Origin of the sequence: Flavobacterium muglaense, assembly GCF_014305155.1 — a bacterium.
GTDB lineage: Bacteria > Bacteroidota > Bacteroidia > Flavobacteriales > Flavobacteriaceae > Flavobacterium > Flavobacterium muglaense.
The window spans coordinates 1-19812 of the sequence record NZ_JACRUK010000040.1 but is presented as its reverse complement, the minus strand read 5'-3'; the positions used below and the strand labels follow the sequence as shown (position 1 = coordinate 19812).

The following is a 19812-nucleotide window of genomic DNA, read 5'->3' as shown; positions in this document are numbered from 1 at the left end:
CACGAGGTAGATTTGGGCTATGTTTTTTACCATTATTGGCTATTGCAAGTGATAGATATATCCTACATTGACCCATACTAACCAGTCGTTAGCTTTATTTTCTTTATAAATTGCTGGATTAGGATTTAAGCCGTCTACCCAGTTTGAAAAATAATATTGAAAACGAACATCGAGCATTAAATCACGTAAGGGACTCAATTTATATCGGGTACCAACGCTAGAAACAACAGACCAAACAGTTCCCCCTTCGGTTGAAAAGCCATAAGGACGATTGTCAGTTGGGGTTAGGTATTTTGGAAAAGTCGTTAATGGTGTTCCTAGCGGACCTAGGGTTGATGAGGCTTTGGCATTGTAATAGCTAAACTGACCTCCAAGACTAATAAAAGGGCCAAGGCTACCTATTTCGGCAGTGAATTTTCGGATACTCAACGGAAAATATTCAAGCTGTACGCCAATATTTGTTACAGCGGTGCTGCCTCGCATGGCACGTAATTGGTCAGCTCCCACTGATGTTTTATCGGGACTTACCCATTCGCCAAAATGCTTTAATTCGGTTTTATTATAGGACAGTTCACTTCGTAATTTAAAGTGGTCATTAAAGTAATTGTCAGGCGTATAGCAGTTACAAGATGCTTTGTAGGAGAAGTTGATGTAGTGAATAAGACCAACGCCAATACCTGTATTTCCAGCATTTGTGGTTAAGTCGTACCGTTGTCCATAATCAGACTGAAAAGCTACAGGTCCCGCTATTATTCCCACTTCATGTGAAAATCCAAATTGCGCATTGACGCCATTTGAAAATCCAAATAATAGAATAAGAGATAAGGTTATTTGTTTTAGCATTTCACTTTAAAATTTTAAAGACCCAACAAATATATAAAAAACATCATTGATCCCTTGAATTAAAAATTAAAAATAAGTAATTAAATTGCTAAAAAGCTTAGGAAAAAAGCAACGTTTTTCTAGAACTGCAACTTCAAAAGCTGAAATTATACAGATTGTTTAATAAAAAGATAAATCGATAAAACATCCTTGATTTTTTTCTTTAAATAGTCCCATTAACTGTATCTTTGTATGCTCTAACGAAAACGTTTTCTTAAACGTTAATAATCTAATAATCATGTCACAAAGTATATCTACTTTTATTGAAGCGGTTACTAAAAAAAACCCAAACGAACCGGAATTTTTACAAGCAGTTTTGGAAGTTGCTGAAACTGTGATTCCTTTTATCGAAGAAAATAAAAAATACCAAAACAAAATGCTTTTGGAAAGAATGGTTGAATCTGACCGAATCATTATGTTTCGTGTAGCTTGGATCGATGATAAAGGGCAAACACAAGTAAATAGAGGATACCGTATTCAAATGAATTCAGCTATCGGACCATATAAAGGAGGATTGCGTTTTCACCCTTCTGTAAATTTAAGTATTTTGAAATTCCTTGCTTTTGAGCAAACTTTCAAAAACAGTTTAACTACATTACCAATGGGTGGTGGAAAAGGTGGAGCTGACTTTGATCCAAAAGGAAAATCAGATAATGAAGTAATGCGTTTTTGTCAAAGCTTCATGACTGAATTGTCTAAACACATTGGTGCTAACACTGACGTTCCTGCAGGGGATATTGGAGTTGGAGGAAGAGAAGTTGGATACATGTTTGGTCAATACAAAAGATTAAGAAACGAATTTACTGGTGTTTTAACTGGAAAAGGAATTTCTTTTGGGGGTTCATTAATCAGACCTGAAGCTACAGGATACGGAGCAGTTTATTTTGCTCAAAGTATGTTGGAGACTAAAGGAGATAGTTTTAAAGGTAAAACTGTTGTTGTTTCTGGATCAGGAAACGTTGCGCAATACGCTACTGAAAAAGCAACTCAATTGGGTGGTAAAGTAGTGACTTTATCTGATTCTGCTGGATACATTTATGATGCAGACGGAATCGATGCTGAGAAATTAGCTCACGTAATGGAAATTAAAAATGAATTGAGAGGAAGAATTAGTGACTACGTTGCTAAATATCCTAACGCTAAATACTTTGAAGGAAAACGTCCTTGGGAAGTAAAATGTGATATTGCATTACCATGTGCAACTCAAAATGAATTAAACGAAGACGAAGCGAAAGCATTAGTTGCTAACGGATGTATTTGTGTTGCCGAAGGAGCAAACATGCCAACTACACCAGATGCAGTTCTTGTTTTCCAAAAAGCTAAATTATTGTTTGCTCCAGGTAAAGCATCTAATGCTGGTGGAGTAGCAACTTCTGGTCTTGAAATGTCTCAAAACTCATTAAGATTAAGCTGGACTTCTGAAGAAGTAGACGAAAAATTAAAAGGAATTATGCTTGCTATTCACGCTTCATGTGTACAATACGGTAAGGATGCTTCTGGATATGTTGACTACGTAAAAGGAGCTAATATTGCTGGTTTCGTAAAAGTAGCTGATGCTATGCTTGCGCAAGGAGTGGTATAAAACCTTTTTATTATACTATAATGAAAGTCTTCTAACCTATTTTTGGTTGGAAGACTTTTTTTTGGCTCAACAAAAAACGAATACTTTCGTTTGTGTTATATTTGTAAATCAATTGCAATGAAAACAATGAAAAAAATCGCCTTATACTTTTTGCTATTCCTATTGATGCAATCCACATTTGCGCAAAGCAATTTGTCATGGCAGGGTTATTTTTCCTATAATGAAATTAAGGATCTATCGGTTTCGAGTAGTGCTATTTATGCCGCTTCAGAAAACGCTTTATTTAGCCGAAATAGCAGTACAAATACGATCAAAACAACCAATACAATTGATGGACTTTCGGGGCAAACTATAAGTGCTTTGTACCATAGTTCACAGTTTAATAAATCCATTATAGGGTACGAAAATGGTTTGCTTATTGTTATTAATGAAGCCGATGGGACCATGCTTAATGTGGTGGATATCATTAATAAGCAATTGCCCGCAAGCTTGAAAAGAGTGAATCATTTTATGGAATACCAAGGCATAGTTTATGTTTCCTGTGATTTTGGTATTGTACAGTTTAATCTAGCAACCATGCTTTTTGGGGATACTTATTTTATAGGTGACAATGGTACCGAAATTATCGTTTCGCAAACCACTATTTTCAATGGATATATTTATGCTGCCACTAATAATGGGGTGCGTAGAGCAACAATAACCAATAAAAACCTGAATGATTTTGCACAATGGCAGCAAGTTGTAGCAGGAAATTGGACGGGTATTGCAACTTTTGGTACAGAGCTCATGGCTGTAAATTCTTCTGGAAATATCCATAGGTATAATGCTGCCTCAAATGTGTTTTCGCCTTTGTTTTCACTGTCACAAGTTGTTTTAGATATTCGAGCAACCGATTCGTATTTAATAGCGACCACGGCTACTGCAGTCTTTGTGTACAACCAACAGTTGGTTTTAGTTCGGCAAGTGAACAGCAGTCAAATCCCAGTATCTGGAATTACATTTAGCGCTGCTACTAGTATAGGAGATGTACTTTATCTAGGGACGCAAAAAAATGGTTTGTTTACAGCAGCCATAACCGCTACGGTATTTGAGAATATAACTCCTATGGGGCCTTTGCAAAATAATATTTTTTCGCTACAAGCTACTACTAGTTCACTTTGGGCAGTGTATGGCGACTATACAGTGGATTACAATCCGTATCCCTTGGACAATTACGGTATTAGTAAATATTCAGAAACAGGCTGGCTAAACATTCCGTATGAGGCTGTTTTGGGAGCAAAATCCATTAGTAGGGTTACTATTAATCCTAACAATGAAAAAGAAGTTTATATGAGTTCTTTTTTTTCAGGGCTATTAAAAGTGGTCAATAATGTACCTTCATTTTTGTACAATCAAACCAATAGTGGACTGGAAACATTGACTTTTGCAGGAGCTAACTATTATGATGTACGAATAAACGGTGCGGCATTTGATAAATCTGGCAAGCTATGGGTAACCAACAGTAGGGTTAAAAATGGTTTAAAAGTTTTAGGAACTACGGGACAATGGCAATCTTATGCTATGGATAACATTCTTGATGTAAGTGAGAATAATAGTTTTGGTAGAATGGTTATTGATCAAAATGGTACCAAATGGATGGCAACCAATAAAGATGGCGTTATTGGATTTAATGAAAATGGTAGTGTTTTTAAGAAAATTACTTTTGGGACAGATACAGGTAATTTACCTGTTTCGGATGTTCGAGCAGTAGCGGTTGATAATAAAAACCAATTATGGATAGGGACAATCAAGGGGTTGAGGGTTTTGTCAAGTGTGGGAAGTTTTCAAACAGACAATCAGCTCAAAACCAATGCAATTATTATACTGGAAGATAATTTGGCACAAGAATTACTATACGAACAATTTATAACGGATATTGCTGTAGATGGAGCTAATAATAAATGGATAGGCACCGCAGATTCGGGTGTTTTTATGGTATCGTCAAACGGTCAAAAAACGAATTACCATTTTACGATCAGTAATTCTCCTTTGCCAAGTAATGCAATTAATGATATTGATATTAATAGTGCCACTGGTGAGGTTTTTATTGCCACTGCCAAAGGTTTAGTCTCTTTTAAAGGAGTTGCTACTGGGGCCAAAGAGGATTTGACACAAGCCTATGTCTATCCTAATCCAGTGCGACCAGATTACCAAGGAACGGTTAAAATAGCAGGGTTAATCAATAAAGCCAACGTTAAAATAACAGATATCGAAGGGAATCTTGTTTATGAAACGACTTCTGAGGGAGGAACAATCGAATGGGATACTACCGCTTTTGGTAAATATAAAGTAGCTTCGGGTGTTTATATGATTTTTATTTCGGCTCAGGATGGGGTTGAAACCAAGGTTAAAAAAGTAATGATTATTAGATGATTTAAAAGAATGAATTGATTTTTCAATCTTTAAATTTTTCAATCTTTAAATTAAAATAATGCTCGTAAAAACCAAAGTAATCGTCATTTCGTCATTAAAGTTTCAAGAGAAAAGCTTGATAGTGAAGTGTTTTACAGAATCTCACGGTTTGAAATCTTATTTTGTTCGCGATGCTTTTTCGGGTAGGAAATCCAACCAGAAAATTGCGTATTTCCAGCCGCTATCGATTCTAGAAATAGAAGCGGTACATAAGAACAAGGGGACATTGGAAAATTTTAAAGAGATTAAAATAAGTACGCCATATCAAACCATTCACACGGATATTTACAAGAGTACAATTGTTTTATTTATTTCAGAGGTATTGTACCATTCGATCCATGAAGAAGAAAAAAACGAATCCTTATTTAGTTTTCTAGAAACAGCCTTATTGTGGCTTGACCATCATGATGAAATTGCTAATTTTCATTTAATTCTACTGCTAGAAACCACAAAGTTTTTAGGTTTTTATCCCGATGTCTCGGATGTTGATTTGCCTTTTTTTGATAGTAGTGAAGGGGTTTTTTCGCCTTTTCAAGGGATAAGCTCATTAACGGCGCACGAAACTATTTTGTTTAAAAAACTAATAGATTTACGATTTGATAACGATCAAAAAATCTTCCATGTTATCGAACGACAACTAATTCTTAAAACATTAATCGACTATTATAGTTACCATTTAGACGGTTTTAGGCGACCAAAATCTTTGGATGTTTTAAAAGAAGTTTTTTCATAAAAGAAGTTTAACGAGCAAATTGTTCCTCAAAATTAATTTTTCTTTTTGATGCTAAAATAGGTTTGTAACGATGGGTTTGATTTTTAAACATAATTTCGTGCAAGTTATAAAGCTCAGTTTCATATTCAAAACCTTCGAGGTCTACTAAATAAGTTGTGTTGTTTCTTTTGGCGACAACATAACCCTCAGTACTAAACCATTCAACATCCGAATAAATAGCAGGAATTATTATTTTTTCTTTTGTTCCAAAGCCATAATTATCTCCATATTTTATACGGAATTGAGCATTGTAAAGACGATCAATTTTATCATAAATAGGCGGTACTATTTGGTGACCAAGAGTGTCCAACATTCCCATTTTAGTATTTTTTTCTACAAGATAAATGGGGTATTTTTGATAAATAAAATCTGATTTTATAACATCATATTCTAGCGAAGCGATTTCTGTTCCTGATGCAGTAATTAAGCCCCATTTATTGTCTAGTTTTACTTTGGCAGCGTTATGATTAAATAAGTAAACAAAATCATATTTTGCAGGGATTACTATTTCATTTTTAGCATTAACATACCCCCATTTTTTATCAACACATACTGGCATTAATCCGGTATAATGTATGGATTTTTTAAAGTGGCTACCTCTTTCAAAACTGCTTCCAGCTCCCAAAAACAATACGTTTCCGCTTCGATCATAGAAATTCATAATCAATAATTCGCCGTTTTTGTCTTTCCCAATTCGGATTCTTTGGACGTTTATTTTACTATAAAGTAGTGGAATGAATGATTGTTCTTTTGAAAAATAAATTTCTAAATATTTCTTTTTTCTACTGCCCTCAAGCACGATTTTTTTCTCAACGGCTCCCTCTTTCGAATCGACTATATAGTCCAGTTTAACTTGATTTGGTTCTTCAAAAGTTAGATTTGCAAAATCTGCTTTTTCGTTATTAATATTAAAATGTTGTAAAAGGTAACTAAGGTTTTTGTTTTTATTTGTCCATTCAGATTGCGTTATATATTTTCCGTTTAATTGTTGTAAATCAGTAAGTGGCACGAATCCCGAAGTTTTATTTATTCGATATGTACCACAAGAATAAATAAGAAGTAAACTTAAAGTAAAAAAAATGTATTTGATTTTCATTTAGATTTTTTTGAGAAACTAAAAATACTAAAATTTAAGCTTAGGAATGGGGTTGATATCCAATCATTTTAGTTTTTTTTGATTGGTATATCTCGTTATTTTTTTAGAAATCATTTATTCGCCATCTATAAAACAGCCCTTTCTAACCTCAAAAACACTGTCTCTATCTATTCCGGTTTTTAAATAAAGCTATTCTATTGAAATTTGATAAAAAATCATATCAAATGAAAATATATATAGTCATCGGGTTCTTTTTCTGCTCCCTTTTTTCTTTTTCACAAGAAGTGAAAGCAGAGAAGTTGTGGACGTTAGAAGAATGTATCGCTTACGCAAAAGAGAAAAGCATCACTGTAAAATCAGTCGCTCTAACATTAGAGTCGGCACAAGTGAATTATGAGAAATCAAAGTCCATGCGTTTGCCTAATTTAATGGGGAATCTTTCGCAAAATTTCTCAAATGGAAATACGATTGATCCTATTACGAGTAGTTATGTATCCCAACAAATAAATTCGACAAGTCCTGTTTTGACTTCATCTGTAACCTTGTTTCAAGGAAATCAGTTGAACAATCAAATCAAGCAAAATGAATTATTGGTACAACAAAACGCATTATATGTAGAGGAAGCTAAAAATAATGTAGCGTTAAGCATTACAGAATCGTACTTGCAAGCTTTATACAGCAAAGAGGCAATACGCATTGCTCAAAATAATTTGACTTCATCTGAAAAAGAAGTGGCACGTTCTAAAGCACGATTGGATGCTGGTACTGTTGCTATGAAAGATTATACGGATGCGGTCTCACAGGCGGCAACTAATAAATACACTTTAGTAAGTGCAAAAAACAACTACGCGCAGCAATTGATTGTTTTGAAACAATTATTAGAATTAAGTCCTGAAGATAGCTTCGATATTGCTGATCTTGAAACACAAAATAGTTTAGTGGGCGAAATACCTAATAAATTGGTGGTTTACAATCAAGCCATCAATAATTTACCGGAAATTAAAGCAGCGACCTTAAGTAAATCGATTTCAGAAAAAGGATTGGATATTACCAAAGGTGCTTATTTACCAACACTTTCTCTTTCGGGAAGTTTGGGGTCTGGTTATACAAGCGTTCAGGATGCCAACTTCACAGATCAAATGAATTTGAATTTTAATCAAAGAGTGGGCTTGTCGTTATCAATTCCCATTTTTAATCGAAATCAAACCAAAGGACAATTACAGTTAGCAAAGATAAATATTGAAAAAGCGGATATCGAGTCGCAAATCGTTAAAAAAGCCTTGTATGCAAAAATTGAAACGTCTTGGCAAAATGCAACTGCTTCGGTAGAGCAATTAGAAGCTTCAAAAATGGCAACGGATGCTGCGAGCGAATCATATAAGTTGGCTCAAAAAAGATATGAGCTAAACGATTTAAGCACAACGGATTTAATAGTGAGTCAGAACACTTTTACTAATGCGCAGCAAAATTACATTCAGGCAAAATATTTAAACATATTATACTTTCAATTATTACAATTTTATCAAGGAAACGAAATTAAACTATAAAATCATGAAGAAGAATATTATTATAAAAGCATCCATTGCAATCGCGGTTTTGGCAATTGCGTATTTCGGGTTTACCTTTTTTTCGGGATCAGAAATTGCAGCCATAAAAGCAGAAACGATAAAAGCTAAAACAGGGGACGTAATTACAACTGTTACAGCAACTGGAACTTTGCAGCCTATTACTGAGGTCAGCGTGGGTACACAAGTTTCTGGAGTAGTCCAGAAGATTTATGTGGATTACAATAGCGTGGTAAAGCAGGGGCAATTATTAGCCGAGCTAGACAAAACAACATTGAATTCGGCAGTTGTTTTGGCGCAAGCCGCCTACAATGGCGCAACAAACGAACAACGCTATATGCAAACGGTTTACAGTCGTCAAAAAACATTATTCGACAATAAAGTAATTAGCAAGTCGGATTATGATGAGGCTTTGTATCAATTGAATAATGCAAAAAGTATTGTTTCGCAAAGAGCATCAGATTTGGCGAAAGCCAAAACCAACTTGAGTTATGCCAATATTTATTCGCCAATAGACGGTGTTGTTTTATCACGAGCGGTAGAGGAAGGGCAAACCGTAGCAGCATCTTTAAGTACGCCAACATTATTTACAATTGCTGAAGATTTAAGCGAAATGCAAGTAGAAGCAAATGTGGATGAAGCCGATATAGGTCAGGTAAAACAAGGACAACGAGTTTCTTTTACAGTAGATGCGTATCAAGGCGAGGAGTTTGCAGGAGTAATTACTCAAGTGAGATTGAACCCAACAACAACTTCAAATGTTGTGACTTATACAGTAGTTATAAAAGCAGAAAATCCAGATTTGAAATTAAAACCAGGATTAACAGCAACGATTACGATTTATACATTAGAATTAAAAAATGTGTTAACGCTTGAAGCAAAAGGAGTAAATTTTGAACCAGATATGACGGTTTTGAACAACTACCAAAAAGCGAATGGATTTTCATCGGTTGCTGAGGTTGGTAAATCAGAAACAGCTACGATTTGGGTGATGACAAGCAAAGGAATTGCATCCAAAGCCATTAAAACGGGTACTAGTGACGGTATAAATGTTGAAATTCTTAGCGGATTGTCAGCGGGTGAAGAAGTTGTATATAATCTAAAAGCGTTGACAAAAACCGAAGCAAAATCGGAAGCAGGAGATAATGAGAGTCCGTTTATGCCTAAACCACCAGGAGGAAAAAAATAAAAATCATGTCAAAAACAATTATAAAAATAGAAGATTTGAAACGCTCTTTTACCATGGGTGAAGAGACGGTTCATGCTTTAAAAGGAATTTCGTTCAGCATTCAAGAAGGGGAGTTTGTAACGATAATGGGAACCAGTGGTTCTGGAAAAAGTACGCTCCTGAATGTTTTAGGGTGTTTAGATCAACCCAATTCTGGCGTGTATGAAATTGATGGTGTCTCCATAAAAGAATTGACTAAAAATGAGTTGGCTCGAATTAGAAACGAGAAAATAGGTTTTATTTTTCAATCGTATAATTTGTTGGCTAGAACAACAGCTATTGAAAATGTGGAGTTGCCATTGCTTTATAGTACCAAAGTATTAACGGCAGAGGAAATCCATACTAAGGCATTCAAAGCATTGGAGCAAGTCAATCTTTCGGACCGGTTAGATCATACGCCCTCACAACTTTCGGGTGGGCAATAGCAAAGAGTGGCGATTGCAAGATCTCTTGTAAATGAGCCGGTGGTGATTCTTGCTGATGAAGCCACAGGAAATTTAGATACGAGAACATCATACGAAATCATGGCTTTGTTTCAAGAGTTGAACAAGCAAGGAAAAACCATTCTGTTTGTAACACACGAGCCGGATATTGCCACCTTCACAGGGAGAACCATCGTATTGAAAGACGGGCATATTATCCAAGATTACATCAATAACAATGTTCAATCGGCAGCCGAAGCACTTTTGGCTTTGCCAATAGAAGAAGACTAATATGAGAACGCAAAATTTATTAAAAATATCCTGGAAAGCAATTGTGCTCAATAAAATGCGCACCTTTCTTACGATGCTTGGGATTATCATTGGGGTAGCCTCAGTAATTGCCATGCTTGCCATTGGGGAAGGATCGAAAGAGAGTATTAAAACTCAAATTTCGAGTATGGGTTCTAATATGATTACTATAAAACCTGGTAGTGATGTGCGTGGTGGCGTACGTCTAGAAAGAAGCGCCATGGAAACCTTGACCTTAAACGACTACGAAGCCATTAAGAAGGAAACCACCTTGCTAACCTCTTTTTCGCCAATGGTAAATAGTGGAGGTCAATCCATTTATGGAGCGAATAATTGGCCAACTTCAGTCTATGGAGTGGCGCCAGATTATTTAAAAATTAAAATATGGGATCTAGCCGAAGGAAGTAACTTTACGGAAAAAGAAGTGAGCTCGGCTGCGAAAGTGGCGGTTATTGGGCAAACAGTTGCTGAAAATCTATTTGAAGAAGGAGTAAGTCTTATTGGTAAAATGATCCGTTTTAATAGTATTCCGCTTAAAATTATTGGAGTTCTAGAAAGTAAAGGGGAAAGTACTGGTGGTCAAGACCAAGATGATGTTATCCTTGCGCCTTACACAACGGTACAAAAAAGAATTTTGGCAATCACGCATTTAGAATCTATCGTGGTTTCGTCTGTAAGTGAAGAAGAAGCTCCAAATGCCGTAATTGAAATCACTGCTTTATTGAGAAAAAATCATAAGTTAACAACCAACGTAGAAGATGATTTTCATGTTATTTCGATGGAAGAAATGATCAAAACATTCAGTTCTACTAGTGAAATGCTAACGGTTTTATTAGTTGCTATTGCGAGTATCTCCTTGTTAGTGGGCGGAATTGGGATTATGAATATCATGTACGTATCGGTAAAAGAACGTACACGAGAAATTGGTTTGCGTATGGCAGTAGGTGGTCAAGGGTCTGATATTTTGTTGCAATTTCTTATTGAGGCCATGTTAATCAGTATTACGGGTGGCTTAATTGGTGTATCTTTGGGTCTGGGAGCGACATTATTTATCGAAAATGTGCTACATTGGCCTACTTCTGTGACGAGTTCGTCGATTATAATTTCGTTTGTAGTTTGTGCCATAACCGGAATATTCTTTGGATGGTATCCTGCTAAAAAAGCATCGAGTTTAGATCCTATAACAGCGCTTCGTTACGAATAAAAATAGAATAAATGAATTTTATAAAGAGTAAATCGGGCATCGTTTTTTTTCATTTAATGGTTTGGCTACTATTGTTTAGTCTACCGTATCTGTTGTCTTCAGGGCAAAGTCAAGAAATCAGGAATGTAATTGTGCATTCTTGGATTCCATTGAGTTTGTATGCTGTGCTTTTTTATCTTAATTATTTTGTACTTGTGGATCGTTTTCTGTTTGAAAAGAAAATGGTGTTGTACATTGTAATAAACGTTGTTTTGATTGTGCTCTTTGTATGGTTAAACAGTAAAATTAGAGAAGTTTTTTTCTCAGAATTTTTAGCCAATGAAAAACTCGATTTGAAGAAGCCTCCAAGAAAATTTTTCATTTATATTGATATCATCGCGTTTGGTGTACCTGTTGTTTTTTCATTGGCCTTAAAAACCATTCAAAGATGGGGCAAAACAGAAGCGGAACGTGTGGAAGCAGCCAACATAAAATTACAGTCTGAATTGCAGCATTTAAAGTACCAGTTGCAACCACATTTTTTCTTTAATTCGCTCAATAATATTTACTCACTGGTCGATATTTCGCCTGATATGGCCAAGCAACCATTCATAGTCTAGGCAAATTGATGCGTTATTTATTGTATGAAACTAATAATGAAAAGGTGAGCTTGAAGAACGAAATTACTTTTATGACCAATTATATCGAGTTGATGAAATTGCGATTGTATGAGAATACAACAGTACACTATTCTTTTCCAGATTTAAAAACCGACATACAAATTGCGCCTTTGTTGTTTATTTCTTTAATCGAAAATGCCTTCAAACACGGAGTTTCGGCAGATAAAGCTTCTGCTATAGTTTTCGAAATGAAAATTGAAGACAAGCAGTTGACGTTTTATTCAGAAAATCAAAATTTCCCTAAGACGGATGTTGATAAAAGTGGTTCGGGTATTGGACTTGATAATGTAGAAAAACGACTTTCGTTACTGTATCCGAGTCAATTTTCTTTTATTGAAAAGGTCGAAAACGATGTTTTTTCAGTCGATTTAAAGATCCAAATATAATTTAACGATTGAGATTTAGTTCAAATTTTGTGTTTTTTTAACCACATAGAAGCATAGGTTTTATAAATTTTGGAAGTTGTTTTACTTTATGATAGAGCATCATAGCTATGTGAATCCAATTATTGGGCTGTCTAATTCTTTTTCTTTTTTTTTTCTATATTTCTATGTGGTTAAACTTTTTATTTAGTTCAGGAAAAACGGTAAATTTGGTACAATAGTAAAATACAGCAAAAGAAAAAATGGGGGAGAAAATATCATGTTTGATTGTAGATGATGAACCAATGGCACTAAACTTAGTAGAAAGCTATGTTTTGAAAACACCCTTTTTACATTTGGTTAAAAAGTGTCATAGCGGTATTCAAGCGTTATCGTATTTAGATGAAGAAAAAGTCGATTTGATTTTTTTAGACATTCAAATGCCTGATTTAACCGGTTTGCAATTAGGCAAAGTGCTTCCTAAATCCACAAGAATAATTTTTACCACTGCTTTTGATCAATATGCTATTGAAGGTTTCAAAGCCGAAGCCTTAGATTATTTGCTAAAGCCATTTGATTATTCAGAGTTTTTAATGGCAGCGACTAAAGCCAAAGAATGGTTTGAATTGGTTAAAAACCAAGAGAAAAAAGCACCAGAAGCACCAGATTTCCTTTTCGTAAAATCAGAATACAAGCAGATAAAAATAAACTTAAAAGACGTGCTGTATTTTGAAAGTTTAAAAGACTACGTTAAAATTTGGCTTAAAGCCGAAACAAAACCCATCCTTACTTTAATGAGTTTGAAAACCCTTGAAGAAGAGCTTTCAACTGATCAATTTATGCGTGTGCACCGTTCTTTTATCGTTGCATTGAATAATATTGACACGATCGAACGCAGTCAAATTCTAATCAATAAGCAACGCATTACGGTTTCCGACCAATATAAAAACCGATTTTTAGAATTTGTTTCTAAGAACTCTTTGGATTAATATTTTTCGATTTTATTTAAAGTTGGCGATACCTCTTAGTTAAATTTTATTCCTGCAATAAATGTAATAATAAATATTGCTTTATTTCAAAAAGTAAAGTATATTTGTCTTTTAATCAAGTTTGTTGTTCTTTAAGGAAAACAAACTTTAACTAATTGACTTTATGGAGAGAATGACAAAACTAGAAGGTGATATCGAAAAAATCAATAAATTTACAGGATTTCAGTTGCCTAATAAGTTCAAGAAAGTTGGTTTGGTACTAATAATTGTTTCAATTTTAGCAATTGTTAGCTCTGTTAAACTCTATTTCACAGATTTAAGAAGTCAAGATTTATTTGAGAGAATTGCTAAAACAGGCATGATTTTAGGATTACTGATGATTTCAATATCAAAAGAAAAAGTAGAAGACGAATTAATCTCAAAAATCCGAATGCAATCGTTCAATTACGCCGTTATTAGCGCAGTATTAATTTATTCATTGGTTCCATTTATCCATTATATTTTTATTTTAAGTTTTTCAAAAGTAGCTACAATAGAGGGAAGTAAAGATACAGCCATTTTATCTTTCTTATTGTTTTTGCAGATTCTTATCTTCAAGAAGTTAAAAAAAGCGTACAATGAAGAATAGACTAAAAATTGAACGGGCCATTTTAGATCTTACACAGGAACAACTTGCTGAGAAGATTGGAGTTTCTAGGCAGACGATAAATTCAATTGAAAAAAATAGATTTGTTCCATCAACGGTTCTAGCCTTGAAATTATCATTGTTATTTGGTAAATCAGTTAATGAATTTTTTGAATTAGACGATGATGAATAGTATTTTCTTGGTATTTACATAAAAACTAACTGTGTTATATTGGTGCGCTTCATCGGAGCGATATATTTATAACAACAGCCACGATAAACCATTGCTCCAGAGGAGCAACACATTCAATCATAACCTTTCAAACAAAAGTAGTTCGTTTAGCAACTTTCGACCTTCGACTTTCGACTTTCGACATAATTTTATTACTTTCGCACTTCGATTAAAGAAAAGGATAAAATGAGCACAAAATTTACTGAATACAAAGGACTTGACTTGCCAACTGTAGCATCAGAAGTACTTGATTTCTGGAAGAAAGAAAACATATTTGAAAAAAGTGTAACAACCCGTGAAGGGAATGAACCATTCGTGTTTTTTGAAGGGCCACCTTCGGCAAATGGTTTGCCAGGTATTCACCACGTAATGGCACGTGCGATCAAAGATATTTTTTGCAGATATAAAACTCAAAAAGGGTACCAAGTAAAGCGTAAAGCCGGATGGGATACGCATGGTTTGCCTGTGGAATTAGGGACTGAAAAGGAACTCGGAATCACAAAAGAAGATATTGGTACAAAGATTTCGATCGAAGAATATAACGAAGCGTGTAAAAAAACCGTGATGCGTTATACAGATGTATGGAATGATTTGACTGAAAAAATGGGGTATTGGGTAGATATGGAAGATCCGTATGTGACTTACAAACCTAAATATATGGAAACGGTTTGGTGGATTTTGAAACAAATCTATAATAAAGATTTGATGTACAAAGGATATACAATCCAGCCATATTCTCCAAAAGCTGGAACCGGATTGTCATCTCACGAGGTAAACCAACCCGGAAGTTATCGTGATGTTACGGATACAACTGTTGTGGCGCAATTCAAAGTCCTCACCCCGACCCTCTCCAAAGGAGAGGGAGACGTTGTGGAAAATACTTTTGCCAAAGCATTCGGACTAGACTCCCTTCCCTTCGGGCAGGGCAGGGGTGGGGAATTTTATTTCCTTGCTTGGACCACAACACCTTGGACATTGCCTTCAAACACGGCTTTGACTGTAGGGCCAAAAATTGACTACGTTGTTGTAAAAACATTCAATCAATATACTTTCTTACCTACAAATGTAGTTTTAGCTAAAAACTTAGTTGGAAAACAATTCGGAAAAGGATTTTTCGCTAGTGAAGATGCCGCCGACTTTGAAAACTATAAAGGAGGAGACAAGAAGATACCATTCCAAGTTATTGCTGAAGCAAAAGGGGCGGATTTAGTTGGAATCAAATACGAGCAATTAATGCCGTTGGTATTGCCGTATCAAAACCCTGAGAATGCTTTTAGAGTAATTTCAGGTGATTTCGTTACAACAGAAGATGGAACAGGAATTGTACATACGTCACCAACATTTGGTGCTGATGATGCAAAAGTAGCCAAAGAAGCTACTCCAGAAATCCCACCAATGTTAGTTTTGGATGCTGATGGAACTCCGGTACCATTGGTAAACTTACAAGGAAAATTCATCGAAGGTTTAGGTGAATATTCAGGTAAGTATGTTAAAAATGAATACTATGACGATGGCGAAGCTCCAGAACGTTCTTTAGACGTAGAGATTGCTATTCAGTTAAAAGAAGAAAACAAAGCATTCAAAGTAGAAAAATACGTCCACAGTTATCCACATTGTTGGAGAACAGACAAGCCTATTTTATACTATCCGCTAGATTCATGGTTTATAAAAATCACAGAAGTTAGAGATAGAATGTTCGAATTGAACGAAACCATCAACTGGAAGCCAAAAGCAACCGGAGAAGGTCGTTTTGGAAACTGGTTAAAAAATGCCAATGACTGGAACTTATCACGTTCAAGATATTGGGGAATTCCGTTGCCTATCTGGAGAACAGAAGACAAACAAGAAGAAATCTTGATTGGATCTGTTGAAGAACTGTATAACGAAATAGAAAAATCAATCGCAGCTGGTTTCCAAAAAGAAAATCCTTTCAAAGGTTTTGAAATTGGGAATATGGACGAAAGCAACTATGATTTAATCGATTTACACAAAAATGTAGTGGATGAAATTACGTTACTTTCTCCGTCAGGAAAACCAATGACGCGTGAAGCTGATTTGATTGATGTATGGTTTGACTCAGGTTCTATGCCGTATGCACAATGGCATTACCCTTTTGAAAACAAAGAAAAAATTGACGGAAACCAAGATTTTCCAGCCAACTTTATTGCTGAGGGAGTAGATCAAACACGTGGATGGTTTTATACGTTACACGCTATTGCCACTTTAGTTTTTGATAAAGTAGCCTATAAAAATGTAGTTTCGAATGGCTTAGTATTAGATAAAAACGGACAAAAAATGTCTAAACGTCTAGGGAATGCCGCAGATCCATTTGAAACATTATCAGAATATGGTCCAGATGCAACACGCTGGTATATGATCTCCAATGCAAACCCTTGGGATAACTTGAAATTTGACTTAGAAGGAATTGCTGAGGTACGTCGTAAATTCTTTGGGACACTTTATAATACCTATTCTTTCTTTAGTTTGTATGCTAATATTGATGGGTTCAAATATGAAGAAGCGGAGATTCCAGTAAATGAAAGACCAGAAATTGATCAATGGATCATCTCTGAGTTGAATACTTTAGTAAAAGATGTTGATGGTTTTTATGCGGATTACGAGCCTACAAAAGCAGCGCGTGCTATCTCTGATTTCGTTCAAGAAAACTTAAGCAACTGGTACGTACGTTTGTGTCGTCGTCGCTTCTGGAAAGGGGAGTATGCACAAGATAAAATTGCTGCGTACCAAACGTTATATACCTGTTTGTTAACGGTAAGTAAGTTAAGTGCACCCATTGCGCCGTTCTTTATGGACAAACTTTACAGAGACTTAACGCAAGCAACACAGTCTGAAAAGTTCGATAGTGTACATTTGGCGGAGTTTCCAGTTTCGGTTGAAAACTATGTTAATAAAATGTTAGAGAGCAAAATGCAGAAGGCGCAAACCATTTCATCACTGGTTTTATCACTCCGTAAAAAGGAAATGATCAAGGTGCGTCAACCGTTACAAAAGATAATGATTCCAGTACTTGACGCTGCTCAAAGGGTTGAAATCGAGGCGGTTTCAGACCTGATAAAAGCAGAGGTAAATGTTAAGGAAATCTTACTTTTAGACGATGCATCAGGGATATTAGTAAAGCAAATTAAGCCTAATTTCAAGGCTCTTGGGCCACGATTTGGTAAAGATATGGGGCTGATTGCTAAGAAGATACAGGAATTTTCGGCAGAGAATATCGCCGAGATGGAAGCGGCAGGAGTGATAGATGTTGTTATTGGTGAAAAAAGCATAACTTTAACATTAGAAGATGTAGAGATTACATCCCAAGATATAGAGGGCTGGTTGGTTGCTAATTCAAACGGAATTACCGTTGCGCTGGACATTGTTATCTCTCCTGAATTGAAAAAAGAAGGAATCGCAAGAGAGTTAGTAAACAGAATTCAGAATATTAGAAAAGATTCTGGTTTTGAAGTAACAGACAAAATAAAAGTGTATTTGCAAAATCACGCTACTCTAGAAGAAGCTGTACAATCAAATATTGAATATATTAAATCAGAAACATTAACAGAGGAATTGGTTTTTGAGGCAAATATTGAAAATGGTACAGAAATTGAGTTTGATGATATAAATACTAAAATAACAATTACAAATAAGTAGATTATGGTAGATGAAGCAACAAGATACTCAGACGCTGATTTGGCTGAGTTCAAAGAGATAATTCTAAATAAAATTCAAAAAGCGCAAGCGGATTTAGATTTAATTAAGAGTGCTTACATGAATGACTTAAATAATGGTACTGATGATACATCACCAACATTTAAGGCTTTTGAAGAAGGAAGCGAGAGCATGTCCAAAGAAGCCAATTCACAGTTAGCAATTCGTCAAGAAAAATTCATTCGTGATTTAAAAAATGCACTATTCCGTGTAGAGAATAAAACATACGGTTTGTGTAAAGTAACTGGAAAACTAATTAGTAAAGAAAGATTGAAAATCGTTCCTCATGCCACAATGAGTATTGAAGCTAAAAATTTACAACGATAATCGCACTTTCATTTCATAAATAATTAACGCTCCTTTGGGAGCGTTTTTTTTGATAAAATTATTACTTTTACGCCACTTAAAAATTAAAAAATGTCATTACGAAAAGCGTACCTTATTATCTTCCTTGTATTACTTGTAGATCAACTATCCAAAATATTTGTGAAAACTAATTTCATACTAGGTGAAGAAGTTGAGGTTTTTAGCTGGTTTAAGATTCTGTTTATTGAAAACGAAGGAATGGCATGGGGTACAAAGATCCCTGGAACATACGGGAAATTGTTTCTTACTCTTTTTAGATTGGTCGCAGTAACGGGTATTGGATATTGGTTGTGGGAATCAGTAGAAAGAAAAAATGGATCAAACTATCTTATTGTAGCAATAGCCTTGATTCTTGCAGGTGCTTTTGGTAACATCATCGACTCTGTTTTTTATGGCCGCATTTTCAATGACAGTAACGCTCAATTAGCTACGTTATTTTCAGACAAACCGTATGGAGCTTGGTTTCATGGTCAAGTGGTAGATATGTTTTATTTCCCTATTTGGCATGGTGTCCTTCCAAGTTGGATTCCAGTTTGGGGCGGTAAAGATTTTACCTTTTTTAATGCGATTTTTAATGTAGCCGATATGGCAATATCTACAGGCGTGGGGATATTAATATTCTTTAATAAAAAAGCTTTCCATAAAACAAATTAAGGTTTTCAATCCTTTTTCTATTATAGTCGGGCTATACGCGCTACTTCGGTAGCTAGCTGCTATCCCTCTTGCATCTCTTTGTCTAGATGTTTATTGCTAAAAAGGATGATGTCGCTTTTCATTAAAGTATCATAGGAAAATATTTAATAATTTATTACATTTGAACGAATTAACTTAGTTAAAGTTACAGCATCATTCATATAAAGGGACAGTATAAATAAAGAACTGGAGGTCGCTTGAAAGCTTTAATTTTTATTAAAATAGTATTTATAATATGAAAGAAAGAATTTTAGGGTATGTGCTACAGCTGGATTTGTTTACAAAACCAGATATTTTACTAGTGGTAGCAGTTATATTTTCACTCCTTATTACTGCATCTTCCCTCTTTTTTGTTTGGGGGAAATTAAAACCAAATGCCAATCTAGTAGAACTAAAATCAAGAACCAAATCTTGGTGGGTAATGGTTGGCTTTTTTGTTTTTTCGGCTCTTTTAGACCGAGAGATTACTTTTCCAGCAATTGGACTTCTTTCTTTTATAGCGTTTAGAGAACTTTATTCTATTTTAGGTTTTAGAGATTCTGATAGGAGAGCTATATTTTGGGCTTTTCTAGCAATTCCCATCCAATATTATTTAGGGCTTGCTGAAAAATTGCAAATCCAATAAAACAGAGGTATTTAGAGCTACTTTTTCTTGTTTAAATGC

17 protein-coding genes and 1 pseudogene are annotated in these 19812 nt (G+C 35.1%); 16 read left to right on the top strand and 2 right to left on the bottom strand.

All coding sequences use genetic code 11. From position 1 onward, the window contains the following. Positions 1–39: 39 nt before the first annotated feature. On the bottom strand, positions 40–843 hold the full coding sequence (locus H8R24_RS13795) for a THC0290_0291 family protein (RefSeq protein ID WP_187020082.1): 804 nt from the start codon (positions 841–843) through the stop codon (positions 40–42). A gap of 277 nt (positions 844–1120) precedes the next feature. Between H8R24_RS13795 and gdhA the strand changes: the two genes are divergently transcribed. The 3 genes from gdhA to recO all read left to right on the top strand — a co-directional run bounded on the left by gdhA (position 1121) and on the right by recO (position 5648). Continuing rightward, positions 1121–2464 (top strand): NADP-specific glutamate dehydrogenase, encoded by a 1344-nt coding sequence (gene gdhA / locus H8R24_RS13790; RefSeq protein ID WP_187020084.1) that lies wholly within the window; start codon positions 1121–1123, stop codon positions 2462–2464. A 126-nt stretch (positions 2465–2590) separates the two neighbouring features. Then, positions 2591–4876 carry a type IX secretion system anionic LPS delivery protein PorZ gene (porZ, locus tag H8R24_RS13785; protein WP_187020119.1) on the top strand — a complete coding sequence of 762 codons (2286 nt, stop codon included), beginning with the start codon at positions 2591–2593 and terminating at the stop codon, positions 4874–4876. A gap of 58 nt (positions 4877–4934) precedes the next feature. Further along, on the top strand, positions 4935–5648 hold the full coding sequence (gene recO, locus H8R24_RS13780; RefSeq protein ID WP_187020087.1) for a DNA repair protein RecO: 714 nt from the start codon (positions 4935–4937) through the stop codon (positions 5646–5648). Positions 5649–5655: 7 nt separating this feature from the next. Here recO and H8R24_RS13775 read toward each other — a convergent pair whose 3' ends face one another. Further along, positions 5656–6783, bottom strand: coding sequence for a WG repeat-containing protein (locus H8R24_RS13775; RefSeq protein WP_187020089.1), 1128 nt, complete (start codon positions 6781–6783; stop codon positions 5656–5658). A gap of 224 nt (positions 6784–7007) precedes the next feature. On the opposite strand from H8R24_RS13775, the gene H8R24_RS13770 reads away from it, so the two are divergent. From H8R24_RS13770 to H8R24_RS13715, 13 genes and pseudogenes are all read left to right on the top strand, one after another. After that, positions 7008–8330 (top strand): TolC family protein, encoded by a 1323-nt coding sequence (locus tag H8R24_RS13770; RefSeq protein ID WP_187020092.1) that lies wholly within the window; start codon positions 7008–7010, stop codon positions 8328–8330. 4 nt (positions 8331–8334) lie between these two features. Beyond that, positions 8335–9537 (top strand): efflux RND transporter periplasmic adaptor subunit, encoded by a 1203-nt coding sequence (locus H8R24_RS13765; protein ID WP_187020095.1) that lies wholly within the window; start codon positions 8335–8337, stop codon positions 9535–9537. 5 nt (positions 9538–9542) lie between these two features. Then, positions 9543–10289 (top strand): annotated as a pseudogene (locus H8R24_RS13760) (ABC transporter ATP-binding protein). Position 10290: 1 nt separating this feature from the next. Then, positions 10291–11511 (top strand): ABC transporter permease, encoded by a 1221-nt coding sequence (locus H8R24_RS13755; RefSeq protein ID WP_187020097.1) that lies wholly within the window; start codon positions 10291–10293, stop codon positions 11509–11511. Positions 11512–11522: 11 nt separating this feature from the next. After that, positions 11523–12110 (top strand): histidine kinase, encoded by a 588-nt coding sequence (locus H8R24_RS18330; protein ID WP_262891105.1) that lies wholly within the window; start codon positions 11523–11525, stop codon positions 12108–12110. An 8-nt stretch (positions 12111–12118) separates the two neighbouring features. After that, positions 12119–12556 (top strand): sensor histidine kinase, encoded by a 438-nt coding sequence (locus tag H8R24_RS18325; protein WP_262891106.1) that lies wholly within the window; start codon positions 12119–12121, stop codon positions 12554–12556. 239 nt (positions 12557–12795) lie between these two features. Beyond that, positions 12796–13521, top strand: a complete 726-nt coding sequence (locus tag H8R24_RS13745) for a LytR/AlgR family response regulator transcription factor (RefSeq protein WP_187020099.1) — start codon at positions 12796–12798, stop codon at positions 13519–13521. A 163-nt stretch (positions 13522–13684) separates the two neighbouring features. Then, positions 13685–14149 carry a hypothetical protein gene (locus tag H8R24_RS13740; RefSeq protein WP_187020102.1) on the top strand — a complete coding sequence of 155 codons (465 nt, stop codon included), beginning with the start codon at positions 13685–13687 and terminating at the stop codon, positions 14147–14149. Beyond that, on the top strand, positions 14139–14339 hold the full coding sequence (locus H8R24_RS13735; RefSeq protein WP_187020104.1) for a helix-turn-helix transcriptional regulator: 201 nt from the start codon (positions 14139–14141) through the stop codon (positions 14337–14339). The genes H8R24_RS13740 and H8R24_RS13735 overlap by 11 nt, the downstream gene beginning before the upstream one ends. Before the next feature lie 225 nt (positions 14340–14564). Next, complete coding sequence (ileS, locus tag H8R24_RS13730; RefSeq protein WP_187020107.1) at positions 14565–18032, top strand: isoleucine--tRNA ligase; 3468 nt, start codon at positions 14565–14567, stop codon at positions 18030–18032. A 3-nt stretch (positions 18033–18035) separates the two neighbouring features. After that, positions 18036–18416: a TraR/DksA family transcriptional regulator gene (locus H8R24_RS13725; protein ID WP_187020109.1), complete on the top strand. Its 381-nt coding sequence runs from the start codon at positions 18036–18038 to the stop codon at positions 18414–18416. Between the two features lie 90 nt (positions 18417–18506). Further along, positions 18507–19109, top strand: coding sequence for a lipoprotein signal peptidase (locus tag H8R24_RS13720; protein WP_187020111.1), 603 nt, complete (start codon positions 18507–18509; stop codon positions 19107–19109). A 274-nt stretch (positions 19110–19383) separates the two neighbouring features. After that, positions 19384–19773: a phosphatidate cytidylyltransferase gene (locus H8R24_RS13715; RefSeq protein WP_187020114.1), complete on the top strand. Its 390-nt coding sequence runs from the start codon at positions 19384–19386 to the stop codon at positions 19771–19773. Positions 19774–19812 lie beyond the last annotated feature (39 nt).

Bases quoted from the DNA above. Each gene is read 5' to 3' on its own strand.
- H8R24_RS13720 (WP_187020111.1), top strand. From the start codon at position 18,507: ATGTCATTACGAAAAGCGTACCTTATTATCTTCCTTGTATTACTTGTA.
- H8R24_RS13755 (WP_187020097.1), top strand. From the start codon at position 10,291: ATGAGAACGCAAAATTTATTAAAAATATCCTGGAAAGCAATTGTGCTC.
- gdhA (WP_187020084.1), top strand. From the start codon at position 1,121: ATGTCACAAAGTATATCTACTTTTATTGAAGCGGTTACTAAAAAAAAC.
- recO (WP_187020087.1), top strand. From the start codon at position 4,935: ATGCTCGTAAAAACCAAAGTAATCGTCATTTCGTCATTAAAGTTTCAA.
- ileS (WP_187020107.1), top strand. From the start codon at position 14,565: ATGAGCACAAAATTTACTGAATACAAAGGACTTGACTTGCCAACTGTA.
- H8R24_RS13735 (WP_187020104.1), top strand. From the start codon at position 14,139: ATGAAGAATAGACTAAAAATTGAACGGGCCATTTTAGATCTTACACAG.
- H8R24_RS13765 (WP_187020095.1), top strand. From the start codon at position 8,335: ATGAAGAAGAATATTATTATAAAAGCATCCATTGCAATCGCGGTTTTG.
- H8R24_RS13715 (WP_187020114.1), top strand. From the start codon at position 19,384: ATGAAAGAAAGAATTTTAGGGTATGTGCTACAGCTGGATTTGTTTACA.
- H8R24_RS18325 (WP_262891106.1), top strand. From the start codon at position 12,119: ATGCGTTATTTATTGTATGAAACTAATAATGAAAAGGTGAGCTTGAAG.
- H8R24_RS18330 (WP_262891105.1), top strand. From the start codon at position 11,523: ATGAATTTTATAAAGAGTAAATCGGGCATCGTTTTTTTTCATTTAATG.
- porZ (WP_187020119.1), top strand. From the start codon at position 2,591: ATGAAAAAAATCGCCTTATACTTTTTGCTATTCCTATTGATGCAATCC.
- H8R24_RS13775 (WP_187020089.1), bottom strand. From the start codon at position 6,783: ATGAAAATCAAATACATTTTTTTTACTTTAAGTTTACTTCTTATTTAT.
- H8R24_RS13770 (WP_187020092.1), top strand. From the start codon at position 7,008: ATGAAAATATATATAGTCATCGGGTTCTTTTTCTGCTCCCTTTTTTCT.
- H8R24_RS13740 (WP_187020102.1), top strand. From the start codon at position 13,685: ATGGAGAGAATGACAAAACTAGAAGGTGATATCGAAAAAATCAATAAA.
- H8R24_RS13725 (WP_187020109.1), top strand. From the start codon at position 18,036: ATGGTAGATGAAGCAACAAGATACTCAGACGCTGATTTGGCTGAGTTC.
- H8R24_RS13795 (WP_187020082.1), bottom strand. From the start codon at position 843: ATGCTAAAACAAATAACCTTATCTCTTATTCTATTATTTGGATTTTCA.
- H8R24_RS13745 (WP_187020099.1), top strand. From the start codon at position 12,796: ATGGGGGAGAAAATATCATGTTTGATTGTAGATGATGAACCAATGGCA.